Here is a 14,846-nt window from a genome sequence, read left to right as displayed (position 1 = left end):
TGCCATATTGTGACACAGTTTCGTCACAATAGGCCTCTTCCATCTTCGGTTGAATCAATTTTGGCAAAAGTTACTCGCATTGGGAGTCCACTTGCCGTAACCGGTGGCGACCAGATTGGCGATGACGCGGCAGACATATTGCTTCTGCGCGGGGTCATTGTTAGGCCCTGCATGGTATCTGGCTACCGCCATCGTCCATGTTTCGTGACGGTCATGCAGGTTGCGGAGGAATTTTGCCGCATACTCGACGTTGCGATGCGGGTCGAACATATCCTCGGCCGAGGCGAAATTTTCGCCGTGATAATAGTGGTTGATCTGCATGCAGCCGATATCGATGAGCTTGGCGCCGCTGCTGCGGGCAACGTCGAACTGCCTCATCGCGTCCTGTTCCGAGGGCGGAAAAATCGCCTTGCCTTCGACGTTCATGGCGTAGGGATAGAGCGATCCCTTGCGGCCGGTCTCCGTCAGACCGACCGAATAGAGGATGCCGACCGGGATGCCGTATTTGGCAGCCGCCGACTGGATTTCGCGTTCGCAGGCGCCGGTGGAGGCCTTGGCCTCAGAGGTAAACGCCGCCAGTGCCGCTGCTGCGGCCAGCAGAAACCTCGTCAATACCGGTCTCGCCTGCACCATTGAAGCCCCCGCCCGTCCGCTGTGCCGTCTGATTATGGCGCTCACGCGCCTCGCCGCCCTGCCCCTGCTGGGGGAGCGACTGCTGTTGGGAGGCCTGACCCTGGCTGCCTGCCCGGTTGCCGGCGTCGCTGCGCTCGACCGGCGCCATGCTGATGGTGACGTTGTCGACGGCGTAACCCTGGCTGCGCAGAGCTTCGAGAATCTTGCCGTGATCTTCCTTGATCTGACGATAGGCCGCCCCGGTTTCGACCTTGAGATCGACGTTCAAGGCGTCACCGGACAGGCGCATGGTCGCGGTCACCAGGCCGAGATCGAGCGGGTTCATCTGGATCTTCAGCGTGTTGACCACCTTGCCGGTGCTCGTCCACTCCGCCGCGTTGGAGAGCGCCGAGCTCGGCTCCATGGCGCGCGCCCATTCGGAATCGCCCGAAAGAGCGGCGGTGACGGCGGCGGAATTCGAATTCTGCATCAGGCCGATATAGCGGCGCGATTCGAGGACCGAGACGTTTTCGACATCGCTCTTCCTCGCGCCGTCCTTTGCCTCTGCCTGATCGGTGCCGAGGTGCACATCCATCGACACGCCGCGGCCGTCGGCTCGGCTGATCCTGAACGTCCTGCCATCGGCGGCTTCCGCATTTTCCGCGCCGGGAACATCCGCCTTAGCGCTTTCGAGGTTGCCGCTGACGGCTGCCAGGGCGTCGGAAGCATGACCGCCTGTCTTGGCGTCGATACCGTCGACCTTCTTGCCGGCGGGCTTGACTTCATCGGCTCCGGCAGAGGCGTGATGCGCGCCTGCCGCCGGCAAGGCAACCGCACCGTCGGCAGAATCCCGCTTCAGCAGCCCGAGGACGTCGGAAATGCCGCCGTCATCATCGGCGCTGTCCTCGTCCGTTTCGGTTTCCAGCGCGTCGGCCTTGATGTGCTTGCCGCCTTTGGCAGCCTGGGCGATCTCGTCGGCCGAGCGGTCTTTGGGGTCGAGCTTGCCAAAGGCGAGATCGGCCGGCATTTTGACCGCGGCCTTTACGGACTTTGCCCCGGCCTTTTCGACATTGACGATCTCGGGGACGCTCTCAGGCTGCACCTGCGCCTGTGCCTTCAGCGCGGCGTCGCTGAGATCGATCAACGGCTTTGCGCCGTTGCGGCCGCGGATCGTCCGCGCGACTTTCTCGGCGGCGACAGCGGCATCGGCAACCACACCCTGACCCGGCTGTCCATCGTTCGCATCGTCATTGACGGCGCCGCCGCTTGCCTTGGCAAGCGCGTCGAAGAAGCCGTTCTTTTGGCCGCTGGCATCATCTTTTCCGGCCGGCCGCGCAGATTTCGCAGCCGCAGCCGTCTCCGCACCGGCTCCGCCCGAGACGCTCATATCCATCATTGTTCGTTGCCTTCCTGCGCCAGAAGACCGTCGATCTCGTCGAGCTTGGACCGATTGGTCGTCACAAATGCGTTGAATGAGGGGTCGGCACCCTGGCTCTGGCCAGTCGATGCCACGCCTCCCGGAACAGGCTCGGGAAGCGCGCCTGGCGCTCCCGGTTGCGGAACTGTAGCCGCAGCCTTTTCAGAAGTGATTTCTTGATGGTCAGTGTTAGGATTCGAGGCTTGCGTCAGGCTTGTCGGATCGGGAGCGCGCAGGATCTGCTCGGCAACCGATTGCGCCGCTGCCTGCAGCGCCTGATCGCGCGGCGAAAGCGCATTGCCGGCGATGCCGCTGACATTCTTCGCCGCCCGGTCGATATCCTCGGTGGGAAGGCCGGCCATGCCGCCATAGAAATCCGCCAGCGGACCGAACGCATTGTCCGTGCCGGCGCCGAGCGACTGCACACGCTCGACCGCCATATGCGCCAGATCCGGCTTGCCTGATATCGCGGCCGCGCGGGCGATACGCAGATAGACCTCGCGCTGGCGCGGCGCATCCATGAAAGAGAGGATGTCGACGACATCCTGCGGTTTGACGTCGTGATCGTGGCCGACGACGAGTGCGACGAAAAGATCGGCGAACTGGCTGGCATAGGGCGAATGCAGAAAGCGCCTGACATAACGCTGCGAATAGGCCATTCCCTTGTCGAGCAGCCCCTTGTCGACGCAGATGGCGACGGAGCGGCGCAACGCCGCTTCCTCGACGATCGTACCGGGTGCCGCAAGCCGCGCCTGGTCGTAGAGATCCAGCGCGTCGGTCGGTTTCGTCGCGATCAGCACGTTGCCGCCGATCAGCGCAAGGTAAGGACCGATCTTCTTGTCGCGATATTCCCTGGCCATCTCCTCCAGCGTCTTGGCGACGAGCAGCCCCTTGCCGCTCAGATATTTTCTGAGCACATCGGTGACACGGTTGTCGAAATAGCCGTTGACGTCGTGGGCGATCAGATATTCGAGCGTCTGCGGATTGCCGCCGCTCATCGCGTAGATCAGCGCTGCGTCGACATTGCGATCGTCCTCGAAAACCGAAGTCTCGACGGTGCGCAGCCGCTGGTCGATCGTGCCCAGCATGAAGCGCTGCATCTCACCGGCCGAATGATCGCCACCGACGACGGAATCCTGCACGAACTGCAGCGACCGCAGCATCTTGTACGGCGCAAGATCATCCGGATCCTGCGCCTTGCCTGTGGCGGGCGAAAGCATCGCCAGGCCGAGGGCCACAAATCCGACATAGCGATGCTGCCGACGCGCCATCCTGTTATCCTCGATCCGCCTGCACCAGAATCTCGATCCGGCGGTTGGTCGCGTTGAACGGGTCGTCCGGCAGTTTCAGCCGACGGTCGGCAAAGCCGGAGACCTGGGAAATGCGCTTCTCGTCTAGGCCGCCGCGCACGAGCATGTAGTAGGCGCTTTGGGCGCGATCCATCGAAAGCCGCCAGTTCTCGTTCTGCGCACCCTTATACTGGCGCCCGTCCGTGTGGCCGCGGATGGCGACCGCGCCACCCCTCTCCTTCAGGACGGCGCCGATCTTCTGCATGGCGAGCACCATTTCCTGGCGTGGAACGGCCGAACCGATATTGAACATCGAATCGTCGGTCTGGTCGGAGATGCTGACCAGCAGCCCGCCTTCGGATGCCGTCACGGTCAGACCTTCGGCAAGCTTGCCGGCGACGCCGCCGATCTGCTGGGCGATCTCGGCCTGCAACTGCTCTGCTTGCTTCTGCTCTTGGGCCTCGGCTGCGCTCTTGTCGGCATCCTTCTGGTGATCGGCATCCTTTTGCGCGTCGGCGTTCTTGTCGCCAGCCTTCTTATCGCCGGTCTTCTTATCTCCAGCCTTCTTGTCGTCAGCCTTCTTGTCTCCCGGCGCCTTGCCGTCCTTGGCCTCGGCCGCGCCCTTGGTCTCCGTTGTTTCCTTGGTTTCCGTAGTCTCCTGGGCGACGGCCTTCTGATCCGTGGTCAGCGGTATCGGCTTCATATCCTCTACCTTGGCGATCTCGGTTGTTCCGCTCTCGGCCGCCTGCTGGTCGCTCTTGCCCGGAGGCGCGGACTTGCCGGCCGTCGTGACCTCGACCTGCTTCGTCCAGAAATCCGGATCGAAGGGATCACGATAGGCCTCGCCGCCATCGGCGCCGGTGGCCGGGCCGGAATCGGCCGCACCGCCATCACCCTTGGCGCTGACATTAGCCTGCTGCCCGACTTCCTGGGCGATCTCGGCCAGAACCGAATAAGGATTTTCAAAGAAATCGGCTTCGGAATAATTGGTTTGGTCGCCTGATGTCGATGTCTGGTCGTCACCATCCGCCGAGGCCTTGCCGTCGTTCGGATTTTCTTCCTTCTGCTTCGACTTCTCCTGCTTCTCCTCGCCCTCGGCGTTGTCGACGGGCTTCTTCAGTCCCTTCTCGGTCGGCTTTTCGTCGGAGAGCTTGATCGGATTGAAATAGGTTGCGACCGAGGCCTTGGTCTCCTCGTTGGCGGCATTGACCAGCCACATGACCAGGAAGAACGCCATCATCGCCGTCATGAAGTCGGCATAGGCGATTTTCCATGCGCCGCCATGGGCGCCATCGTGATCGCCACCGCCATGTCTCTTGACGATGATGATCTCGTTCTTGCCGTGGTGATGGTTTTCGCCGTCGCTCATTCGAGAACTTTCTTCAAGCTGGCCGCCCAGGCCGACATACGGGTGACGATGACGGATTCACCGATTTCGACGGCGAGATCGATATCGTCGGTCTCAGAATGGCGAACCGCCTCGGCATGCTCGCCGAGTTCGGCCTGCAATATCTCGAAAAGCCGGGCCGGACCCTTGACGACGATCGGTCCGGCCGCACCCTCAAGGATCGCGTCGCGCAACAGGACGGCGAGGTTTTCGGCAGCCTTGGCGGCGAGCGCTTCGGTCATGACCGGGGCGATGGCCGCGGCGGCGCCGGCACTGACCATCTGCGCGACCTCTTCGGCGATATCGCGAATGCGGGAGGCAATGATCGCCGCTGCCTCGACTTCGTAGCGAAGCTTCAGTTCCTCGAGCTGGCGCGCATGGGTCTCAGCCAGCGCCCGCGCCTCCCCTTCGTATTTCCCGGTCAAATCAGCCGTCGCTGCGGCATGACCTTCCGCATAGGCATCGCGGCGTTCCGCCTCGACGTCGATCGCCGGTTCGCTCGGCATTTCGGCGAAACCATTGCTGGCGAAATCATCCATGTCGATGATCGGTGCCGGCGGTTCCGGTTCACCGAAATCCTTCAAATACCGGGAAAGCGTAATGCTCATAAAAATCCATCCCATGCGGGAGGCGGCAGCATACTCGCTCCGCTCAAAATGACCTTGCGCGCCGGCATGTCCCCTTCGAAGCGGACAAGGGCTTGACCTTGCGCCGGCACGGATTCGGACGATGCCCTCATGCCGGAAACTAGGAAGTCAAACTTGCGCGAGGATGAATGGCGCCGCCATCCGCGATCGCGCCCAGCTTTACTCCAGCAGGATCAGAATCTTGCTCGAAGCCGTGTTGAGGATCGAGATCGCCTCGACCGCCATCTGCTTCTGGGTTTCGATCGCCTTCTGCCGGATCGAAGCCTCGTCCATGTCGGTATCGACGAGGGCGCCGACGCTCTTGTCGATCGAATCGGAGAGATCGGCGGTGTAATCTATCTGATCGTCGATGCGCGTCTTCATCACGCCGATCGAAGCGGCCGTCGTCGTCAGCGACGAGAGCAGCGAGTCGGTCACATCGAGCATGTCGGCGAGTTGCGAGTCTGTCGTGTTCTTGTCTATCGCGACTTCCGTACCCGTCGCCGGCGTGGTCGAGTTGGCGTTCAGCAGATAATAATTGCGCGACGTCGTACCGCTGTTATTGATCGCGTTGGCATCGACCGCCTTGGTGAACAGACCGCCGCTTGCATCGTTCTTGTCGATGAGAATGGTCTGTGACGACGGGAAATCGATGCTCTGGGCCTGATATTCGCCGGTTGGCGCGCGCACGAAGCCCGAGATGACCGACCACGTCGGCGGCGCGGCGGAATCGCCGTTCAGCAGCCAGTTTTCACCGGCAAACGACGTCGATTCGACGACGGTCTGCAGCTGTTCCTTGTATTCGCTGATCTCAGCGTTGATCTTGTCCTTGTCGGCACCAGGCTCTCTTGCTGAAACCAGCTTGGCGCGAATCTGGCCGATGAGATCGATCGCCGAATTCATCGACGTGTAGGTTGCATCGACCTTGGCAGCGCCGAGACCAAGCGCATCCCCGATCGTGCCGAGATTGGTGCTGTCCGAGCGCATAACGGTCGCAACCGACCAGTAGGACGCATCGTCGGCCGCCGTCTCGATACGATATCCCGAGGAAACTTGTTGCTGGGTCTGGCTGGCTTCTTTGTTGATGCTGCGCAGCACCGCAAGCGCATTCACCGCGGCCGCGCTGGTAATCTTAACGGTCATCGACAGGTCTCGGAATAAGATGAAAGGGCAGGCCGGATTGCCGGCGGCGACCGAAATGGCGTCATGCCTCCGGCGAAATTTCCACCGGCGTATCGCAAAGCAAATCAACTCGATGCAAAGGTAACTCGATATCAACCTGTTCGGCAAGAGCGCAGCGGCGAGCGCCAAGCGTGGATCGAAATTCCAGTTAAGCCGTTGATATAAATGAAAGAACCGCGCCGTTTCGAGCGCGGTTCGGGAGGTTTTTGGCTTGCTGCCAGGCGATGGCGCAAGATTCGGTCCAGCTTCAGCGCCTGACTTAGCTGCGGAACAGCGTGAGGATGTTTTGAGCGCTGGAGTTGGCGATCGACAGCGACTGGATGGCCAGTTGCTGCTGGGTCTGCAATGCCGTCAGCTTACTCGATTCCTCTTCCATATTGGCATCGACGAGGCGGCCGACACCCGAGTCGATCGAATCGCTCAGCGCTCCCACGAAGTTTTCCTGCAGGTCGATGCGGGTGGAAATCGAGCCGAGCTGCGATGCAGCCTTGGTCATCGCATTCAGGCCGGCCTCGATCGACGTCAGGGCCATGGAGATCTCAACCGAGCCGAAGGTGCTGATGTCCATCGAATAGATCGAACCGATCGTGCCGTATGACGTGCCGATAATGCCGGAGGTCGTGTCGATCGTGCCGGTCGAGGTCATGCCGAAGAGAACGTTGCCCGAAGAGCTCGTGTCCAGAATGTAGTCCGTCGTCTTGACTGACACATTGCCGTTGCCATCGCGCACGAAGGTGGAAACCACGCTCTTGGTGCCGTCAGCGCCGGCAACCCAGTTTTCACCGGAGAAAGAAGCCGATTGGGCGATGCTGAGCAGCTGCTGCTGCAACTGACCGATTTCTTCCTGGACCTTGGTCTTGTCGACGCCCTTTTCGGTCGCGGCGACGATCTTCGCCTTGATTTCGCTGATGACGTCGATGGCGCTGCTCATTGCGGAGTAAGCCGTGTCGACCTTGGCGGCGCCGAGGCCGAGAGCGTCGGAGACGGCGGAAAGCGCCTTGTTATCAGAACGCATGGTCGTTGCGATCGACCAGTAGGCGGCGTTGTCGGACGCTTTTTCGACGCGATAACCCGACGATACGCGGTTCTGCGTCGCCTCGAGGCCGTCATTGATTCCGCGGAGAGTCTGAAGAGCGGCCATCGCCGCGACGTTCGTCAAAATGCTGGTCATGAAATGATTGCCCCTTGTTGGCAGTTGAAAGGAAGGGACATTCCGGAAAGTTACCGGGAACGGGGACCAGCCTCATGCCTGTTAACCGGTTCTTAAATTTGGTTAACCCGCCGTCTCGTTGGACGCAGAAGACAGCATTATGGTTAATCGATCGTTAACAGACATTAAAAAAGCCGCGCTCCATCGAAGCGCGGCTTGATTGCTGGAGGCCCGCCGGCGAACGGCGGGCCGATATTTCTGCGGGTTATTAGCCGCGGAACAGCGAGAGGATGGTCTGCGAAGAAGAGTTCGCGATCGACAGCGACTGGACGGCCAGCTGCTGCTGGGTCTGCAGGGCGCTGAGCTTGGACGATTCTTCTTCCATGTCGGCGTCGACGAGACGGCCGACACCGGAGTCGATCGAGTCGCTGAGCGCGGAGACGAAATTTTCCTGCAGTTCGATACGCTTGGAGACCGAGCCGAGAGCAGCGCCGGCGCTGGTCATGGACTTCAGAGCCGATTCGACGTTGGTCAGAGCCGACTGGATCTGGCCGAGGGTGAAGTTGGTGATGTCCATTGCGTAGACAGAACCGGTCGCACCGTTCGAAGTACCGAGGATACCCGTCGAGGTTTCGACCGCGCCGCCGCTCATGCCGAACAGAACGTTGCCCGCGGAGCTGTTGTCGAGAACATAGTCGGTCATCACGACCGAAACGGCGTTGGAGCCGTCGCGGACGAAGGAGGCAACGACGTTCTTGGTGCCGTTAGCGCCGGCAACCCAGTTTTCACCGGAGAAGGATGCCGACTGAGCGACGCTCAGGAGCTGCTGCTGCAGCTGGCTGATTTCTTCCTGGACCTTGGCCTTGTCGACGCCGTTTTCAGTGGCGGCAACCAGCTTGGCCTTGATGTCGCCGACGACATCGATAGCGCTGTCCATGGCGGAGTAAGCGGTGTCGACCTTGGCGGCGCCGAGGCCGAGAGCGTCGGAAACAGCGGAAAGTGCCTTGTTGTCCGAACGCATGGTCGTTGCGATCGACCAGTAAGCAGCGTTGTCGGCAGCCTTGCCGACGCGATAGCCGGACGAAACGTGAGCCTGGGTCGTCTGGAGACCCTGGTTGACGCCACGCAGAGTCTGGAGGGCTGCCATTGCAGCGTTATTGGTGTTGATGCTCGTCATAGCTTGTTTGCCCCTTGTTGGCAGATTTTAAGAAGGGACATTCCGGATTTTCGGCCGGCCCACAGCGATCAGCATCATGCCTGTTAACCATTCTCGTTAAGGTTAACTCGCCGTTTCGATGGGCCTAGAAAACAGCAAGATGGTTAAGGAAAGCTAAATTGGAATTGAAAATAATGTAAAAATATCGGGTACTTAGATGGATTTTCATTAACCTTATATTAAAACATTTCGCGGCCGGGAGTGACCCGGCCGCGAAACTTGGAAACCTTGTGCCGACCGCTCTTAGCGGAAGAGCGACAAGATGTTCTGCGAAGAGGAGTTCGCGATCGACAGCGACTGGATCGCCAGCTGCTGCTGGGTCTGCAGGGCGCTGAGCTTGGACGATTCTTCTTCCATGTTGGCATCGACGAGGCGGCCGACACCGGAGTCGATCGAAGCGCTGAGCGCGGAGACGAAGTTGTCCTGGTTGTCGATACGCTTGGAGAGCGAGCCGAGAGCAGCACCGGCGCTGGTCATGGACTTCAGAGCCGATTCGACGTTGCTCAGAGCCGTCTGGATCTGGCCGGCGGTGAAGTTGGTGATGTCCATCGAGTAGATCGAACCGGTCGCGCCAGTCGACGTACCGAGAATGCCCGTGGAGGTTTCGACCGAGCCGCCGCTCATGCCGAACAGGACGTTGCCCGCGGAGCCGTTGTCGAGAACGTAGTCGGTCGTGGTGACCGAAACGGCGTTGGAGCCGTCGCGGACGAAGGAGGAAACAACGCTCTTGGTGCCGTTGGCGCCGGCGACCCAGTTTTCGCCGTTGAAGGAAGCCGACTGAGCGACGCTCAGGAGCTGCTGCTGCAGCTGGCCGATTTCTTCCTGGACCTTGGCCTTGTCGACGCCGTTTTCAGTGGCGGCAACCAGCTTGGCCTTGATGTCGCCGACGACGTCGATGGCGCTGTCCATGGCGGTGTAAGCGGTGTCGACCTTGGCAGCGCCTACGCCGAGAGCGTCGGAAACGGCAGAAAGTGCCTTGTTGTCCGAGCGCATGGTCGTTGCGATCGACCAATAAGCCGCGTTGTCAGATGCCTTGCCGACACGATAGCCGGACGAAACGTGAGCCTGGGTTGACTGGAGACCCTGGTTGACGTTGCGCAGCGTCTGGAGAGCGGCCTGTGCGGAAGTGTTGGTGTTAATGCTTGTCATAAATCTGTCCCCTGGAAACTAGATACAAAAAGGAGGACATACCGGACTGTAGTACCGGCGATGACGGACCAGCTTCATGCTACTCGGCGCCTTTTTTTGTTTGGCCCAAACCCGTCATGTCCAGGGCAATCTCGCAGCCAATGCTTGCCAACTTCTTAAAAATGGAGCGCCCGTGCCGGCCCCTTACATCGCATAGTTAATGCCGGCTGAATCTATTCCTTCGCATGCTAACATACGGGGAAAGAAACCGTTTCCTGTCCGCAAAGGAAGCGTCTTCGTGCGACGCCGGTTTCAAGCAAGCTTCGTATGCGAATGTGGCAGCCGCCGGGAGAGCATCATCGGATCGATCCCCCTGTTTTCAGGGAGGACGGCTCGCGCCCGCCCGGCGATCGACAGCCATGCCAGAACATTTCCTTTACGGAGTTGGGTTTTGAACAGCAAAGTTTCGTTCTCTGCGGCATCCAGAGACTACCAGGCGGGCCGCTACACACAGTCCTTGGCGACGCTCAACCAGCTCATGGATATCCAGCAGGACGCCAAGACCTATGCGCTGCTGGCCAAAAACCTCGTGCAGCTCGGCTTCAAGGCCGATGCCGCGAAAGCCTATGGCCTGGCCGGGAATTGCGAAGGACCGAACGCCTACGAATATCAGAAGCAGGCTGCCAAGCTCTATTACGAGACCGGCAGCGAGGACGAAGCTCTGCTGATCGCCATGCGCAACCTAACCAGAGCGCAGGAGGATGCCGAACTCGCCTTCATCATCACGGCGATCTATCTGAAGCGTCAGCAGCGCGATATCATTCGTCCGTTCAAGACGGTGCTGTCACAGAGTGCCAATCCCGATCATATGCGCCTGGCCGCCCTGCTTCTGAGCGACGATCTGAACGACGCAACCAACCAGACGCTTGCGCGCAACCTCTTCAAGCGTTTTCCGGGCAATCACGCCTTCCGCTTTCTCCACCTTGTTTTCGCTCGCGAGTTCAATGATTTCGAAGAGGCAGCCAAGCATCAGGCGGTGATCGACGGAACCCTGGCAAAAGGCGATCTCGATATTCTGCGCAAGGACAACCCCTTCTATCATCTGCACTGGTGCGGCAACGAGAATTTCAACCGATATGCCACGATCGGCACGACCCCGCTCAACCAGGAACGGGTCGCGTCCCGCCGCAACCAGCCGCACATCTGGTCGAACAAGATCCGGATCGGCTACATGTCGTCGGACTTCTGGGATCGCCACGCGACGATGAAGCTGTTGCAGCGCATTCTCGAACTGCACGACAAGGACCGGTTCGAGGTGACGCTCTTCTGCCATACCGGCCCGGAATATCTGAAGCACAATGACACCGATCGAAGCCGCTGGGGCAGGATCGTCGACATTCACGGCTTCTCGGACCAGGCGGTACTGGCCGTCGTGCGCGAGCACAATATCGACATCATGGTCGACCTGAAGGGCCATACTTCAGGCAGCCGCGCGGCCGCCTTCAACCAGCCGCTCGCACCCGTGCACGTCGGCTGGCTCGGCTTTCCCGGCAGCACGGTCAACATCGACCTCGACTACGTCATCGGCGATCATTTCGTTTTACCCGAAGTGGCAAAGCCGTTCTTCCACGAAAAATTCTGCCGGCTGCCGGAGAGCTATCAGCCGAACGATCCGATGCATCGTCCGAAGCCACGTCCGGTCACCCGCGAGCAGCTCGGTCTGCCGGAAGACGCCTTCATCTTCGCGTCCTTCAACGGCAACCGCAAGATTACGCCTGAGGTCGTCCATAGCTGGTGCCGTATTCTCAAGCGCGCGTCGAACAGCGTGCTTTGGCTGATGGCGAACACACCGCGCAACCAGGCAAATCTCTTGAAGCAATTCCAGGCGGCAGGCATTTCGCCGAAGCGGATCATCTTCTGCCCGCGCGCTCACTATGAAGACCATATCGACCGCCAGCAGGCGGCCGATATCGGCATCGATACGTTCCCGGTCAACGGCCATACGACCACCTCGGAGCAGCTTTGGGGCGGCCTGCCGGTGCTGACCCTCAAAGGCACCAACTTCGCCTCACGCGTCAGCGAGAGCCTGCTGAGAGCCATCGATCTGCCTGAGCTCGTGGCAGACGACCTGCAGGCCTACGAGAACCTCGCCGTCGAGCTGGCCGAGAATCCCGGGCGGATCGCCGAATACAAGGCACACCTCAAGGAGAAGCGCTATATCGCGCCGCTCTTCGACGCCGAACGCTTCTGCCACCATCTGGAGCGGGCCTATGAAATCATGGCCGAGCGTGCCAAGCAGGGTCTCGCACCGGACCATATGGACATTGCGGCGCTGCCGCCACGGACGGCGCCGTTCGCGGCCGAGTGAGGCTTTCCGAGACGGAATACCCGCCGAAGCGATCCTGTTCGCCTCAGCGGGTATTTACCTCTTTGCAATCAGTTCACGCCCGATACGTTTAGGCGGCTCTCGGCGCAGAACGATGGCCGTCGTGACCGAGCCGTAGCGTGCAATGGCATCGACGATGCTTTCAAGGTCGGCCGGCGTGGGAACAATGACTTTCAGGTGAAAGCAATCCTCTCCTGTCAGCCTTAGAACCTCTATAATCTGCGGCATATCGGAAAACTGCTTCAGGCATGTCTTGATATGCTCGTGCGTGGTGCGCAGGCGAATAACGGCCATCATGCCAAGTCCGACCGCGGCGGGGTCGATGACGGCTCTGTAGGCCTTGATGATACCGCGTTCTTCAAGCCGTTTGAGACGTTCCGACGTGGCCGGCTGGGAAAGGCCGACCTTCCTTCCGAGCTCGGAGACGCTGATGCGTCCATCATCCTGCAAGACTTCGATGATGGCGATGTCGGTCGGATCGAGATCCGGTGTGGTATCGGTGCGCTTTGCCATCAACCTTCAATCTATCGGATTACCCCGTACTTTTCCGATAGATGCCAATTTGGTTCGCAGGTGTAAACCGCCATACTTCCGCTGAAGCGAGAAGAGGCGAGATATGACCGAATTCATTCATCTGCCGGGCATCGGCAATTCCGGACACACGCACTGGCAGAGCCGTTGGGAGGATGCAAATCCAGCCATACGCCGTTTTGCGCCGACGAGCTGGGATCAGCCGGATCTTTCCGACTGGATCGACGCCTTGGACCAAGCGGTGCGCGGAGCCAAAACACCACCTGTTCTCGTCGCGCACAGTCTTGCCTGCCTGCTTGTAGCACATTGGCACCAGCGTGCCTCTTCGCCGATCAGGGGAGCGTTCCTCGCCGCCGTGCCAGACCCATTGTCTTCGCGCTTTCCTGCGGACGCTGCAGGCTTTGCGGATGTACCGCAGGCGCAGCTCGGCTTTCGATCGCTGATCGTCGCAAGCACCAATGACCCCTATGGCTCGCTGCCCTATGCCGAAACGCGGGCAAAGCAATGGGGCAGCGAGTTGAAAGTCATCGGCGCGGTCGGCCACATCAATGGCCAAAGCGATCTGGGTGACTGGCCAGAAGGTCTGGAATTGCTGATGGATTTCGCCAGCCGCGCATAGCAAAAACCGCTCTGTCGAGGAACCGAAGTTCCTCGTGGCCAAAGCAGAGGCCGCAGCGGTCAGTGGAATGAGCGCACTAGGCTGCCGACGAGCAGGTTCCAGCCGTCGATCAGCACGAAGAAGAGAATTTTGAAGGGCAACGAGATCGATGTCGGCGGCAGCATCATCATGCCCATCGCCATGGTGATGGTGGCGACGATCAGGTCGATGACGAGGAACGGCAGCACGACGAGAAAGCCGATCTCGAAACCGCGGCGGATCTCGGAAATCATGAAGGCCGGGATCAGCACCCGGTAGTCGATCGGATCGGTCGTCTGGATGTTCTGGCCACGTTCGCGCGCCAGATCGACGAAGAGCGCCAGATCCTTGTCGCGTGTATTGGCCGCCATGAAGGTGCGGAAGGGTTCGGCGATACGCTGGACCGCCTCGGTCTCGTTGATCTGGTTGGCAAGCAGCGGCTGCACGCCGTTCTGCCAGGCTTGATCGAAGGTCGGCGACATGACGTAGAAGGTCATGAACAGCGACAGCGACAGCAGGATCATGTTGGAGGGCGTCGAGGACAGGCCCATGCCCGAGCGCAGGATCGAGAAGGCGATGATGAAGCGCGGAAAGCTCGTCACCATGATCAGGATACCGGGCGCGACCGAAAGAACGGTCAGCAGGCCGAATGTGCGGATGATCCAGGCGGCGACGGAGCCATCGACCGGCACGTTCAACAAGTCAGTCGGCAGCTGCTGTGCCACCGCCAGTTCCGGCACCACCATCATGGCGGCAAGGAAAACTATGAGACGAATCATTCGATGACAAATGTCCTGAACATGACCTTCGATACCCGCCCTTGCGAGCGAAGGTCAACACGTTCCTGTATGTCATCCTTTAGATATTGAAAGCCCCGCGGCCCCTCGATCTGCTGCAGGGAAACGGTCCTGATATAGGCGAGGATATCCTGATGAATATCCTCGGAAACCTTCACGTCAGGCGGCCCGTTGAACAGCAGCGCGACCTCGAGTCGCACCCAGTTTTCCGAGGGGTAGGCAAGATTCGAGGTGATCGGCTCGAGCTGGACGATGTTGTTGGCCTCGGTCGAGATGCGGGCCAGGCCTTCCTCGGCCTTTTTCTTGGCCTCGGCGTCCTTGGCCTGCTCGGCCTCCTTGGCGCCCTTGATGTTGGGCGCGACGATCGTGCCGACCGCCCAGCCGCCGCCGGCGCCGAGGAGCGTCAGGACGGCGATGCCGATGATCGTCATCAGCGGGCCGGATTTCTTCTTCGGTTGGCCTGCGCTTGTGTCTTCGTCTGCCATCGT

14 protein-coding genes are annotated in these 14,846 nt (G+C 60.2%); 2 read left to right on the top strand and 12 right to left on the bottom strand.

Annotation, left to right across the window (positions count from 1 at the left end):
- Positions 1-54: 54 nt before the first annotated feature.
- The 9 genes from RHEC894_RS03515 to RHEC894_RS03475 all read right to left on the bottom strand — a co-directional run bounded on the left by RHEC894_RS03515 (position 55) and on the right by RHEC894_RS03475 (position 10,028).
- Positions 55-612, bottom strand: coding sequence for a lytic transglycosylase domain-containing protein (locus RHEC894_RS03515; RefSeq protein WP_010068813.1), 558 nt, complete (start codon positions 610-612; stop codon positions 55-57).
- The gene (locus RHEC894_RS03510; protein WP_085736214.1) at positions 560-2,008 is read right to left on the bottom strand and encodes a flagellar hook-length control protein FliK; all 1,449 of its coding nucleotides are present in this window, start codon (positions 2,006-2,008) and stop codon (positions 560-562) included. Before RHEC894_RS03510 ends, RHEC894_RS03515 begins: the two co-directional genes overlap by 53 nt.
- Entirely contained in the window at positions 2,005-3,300 is a 1,296-nt protein-coding gene (gene motC / locus RHEC894_RS03505; RefSeq protein ID WP_085736212.1) for a chemotaxis protein MotC, read from the bottom strand. Before motC ends, RHEC894_RS03510 begins: the two co-directional genes overlap by 4 nt.
- Positions 3,301-3,304: 4 nt before the next feature.
- The gene (locus RHEC894_RS03500; protein ID WP_085736210.1) at positions 3,305-4,687 is read right to left on the bottom strand and encodes a MotB family protein; all 1,383 of its coding nucleotides are present in this window, start codon (positions 4,685-4,687) and stop codon (positions 3,305-3,307) included.
- The gene (locus tag RHEC894_RS03495) at positions 4,684-5,313 is read right to left on the bottom strand and encodes a hypothetical protein (RefSeq protein ID WP_085736208.1); all 630 of its coding nucleotides are present in this window, start codon (positions 5,311-5,313) and stop codon (positions 4,684-4,686) included. The genes RHEC894_RS03500 and RHEC894_RS03495 overlap by 4 nt, the downstream gene beginning before the upstream one ends.
- Before the next feature lie 198 nt (positions 5,314-5,511).
- Positions 5,512-6,474, bottom strand: a complete 963-nt coding sequence (locus RHEC894_RS03490) for a flagellin (RefSeq protein ID WP_085738843.1) — start codon at positions 6,472-6,474, stop codon at positions 5,512-5,514.
- Positions 6,475-6,772: 298 nt separating this feature from the next.
- A complete protein-coding gene (locus tag RHEC894_RS03485; protein ID WP_085736207.1) occupies positions 6,773-7,684 on the bottom strand; it encodes a flagellin in 912 nt (303 codons plus the stop codon).
- A 247-nt stretch (positions 7,685-7,931) separates the two neighbouring features.
- Positions 7,932-8,840, bottom strand: coding sequence for a flagellin (locus tag RHEC894_RS03480; RefSeq protein WP_010062695.1), 909 nt, complete (start codon positions 8,838-8,840; stop codon positions 7,932-7,934).
- 282 nt (positions 8,841-9,122) lie between these two features.
- Positions 9,123-10,028 (bottom strand): flagellin, encoded by a 906-nt coding sequence (locus RHEC894_RS03475; protein ID WP_085736205.1) that lies wholly within the window; start codon positions 10,026-10,028, stop codon positions 9,123-9,125.
- A gap of 430 nt (positions 10,029-10,458) precedes the next feature.
- Between RHEC894_RS03475 and RHEC894_RS03470 the strand changes: the two genes are divergently transcribed.
- Positions 10,459-12,375 (top strand): glycosyl transferase, encoded by a 1,917-nt coding sequence (locus RHEC894_RS03470; protein WP_085736203.1) that lies wholly within the window; start codon positions 10,459-10,461, stop codon positions 12,373-12,375.
- A gap of 54 nt (positions 12,376-12,429) precedes the next feature.
- On the opposite strand, the gene RHEC894_RS03465 is transcribed toward RHEC894_RS03470, so the two are convergent.
- Positions 12,430-12,906 (bottom strand): Lrp/AsnC family transcriptional regulator, encoded by a 477-nt coding sequence (locus RHEC894_RS03465; protein ID WP_085736202.1) that lies wholly within the window; start codon positions 12,904-12,906, stop codon positions 12,430-12,432.
- A 103-nt stretch (positions 12,907-13,009) separates the two neighbouring features.
- Here RHEC894_RS03465 and RHEC894_RS03460 point away from each other — a divergent pair, with 103 nt between their 5' ends.
- On the top strand, positions 13,010-13,543 hold the full coding sequence (locus RHEC894_RS03460) for an alpha/beta fold hydrolase (RefSeq protein ID WP_085736200.1): 534 nt from the start codon (positions 13,010-13,012) through the stop codon (positions 13,541-13,543).
- A gap of 59 nt (positions 13,544-13,602) precedes the next feature.
- Here RHEC894_RS03460 and fliP read toward each other — a convergent pair whose 3' ends face one another.
- Positions 13,603-14,340, bottom strand: coding sequence for a flagellar type III secretion system pore protein FliP (gene fliP / locus RHEC894_RS03455; protein ID WP_085736198.1), 738 nt, complete (start codon positions 14,338-14,340; stop codon positions 13,603-13,605).
- Positions 14,337-14,843, bottom strand: a complete 507-nt coding sequence (locus RHEC894_RS03450) for a flagellar basal body-associated FliL family protein (protein ID WP_085736197.1) — start codon at positions 14,841-14,843, stop codon at positions 14,337-14,339. Before RHEC894_RS03450 ends, fliP begins: the two co-directional genes overlap by 4 nt.
- Positions 14,844-14,846: the final 3 nt, after the last annotated feature.

It is taken from the genome of Rhizobium sp. CIAT894, assembly GCF_000172795.2.
Taxonomy (GTDB): Bacteria; Pseudomonadota; Alphaproteobacteria; order Rhizobiales; family Rhizobiaceae; genus Rhizobium.
The sequence above is the reverse complement of the archived record's forward strand: the minus strand, read 5'-3'. Positions and strand labels throughout refer to the sequence as shown.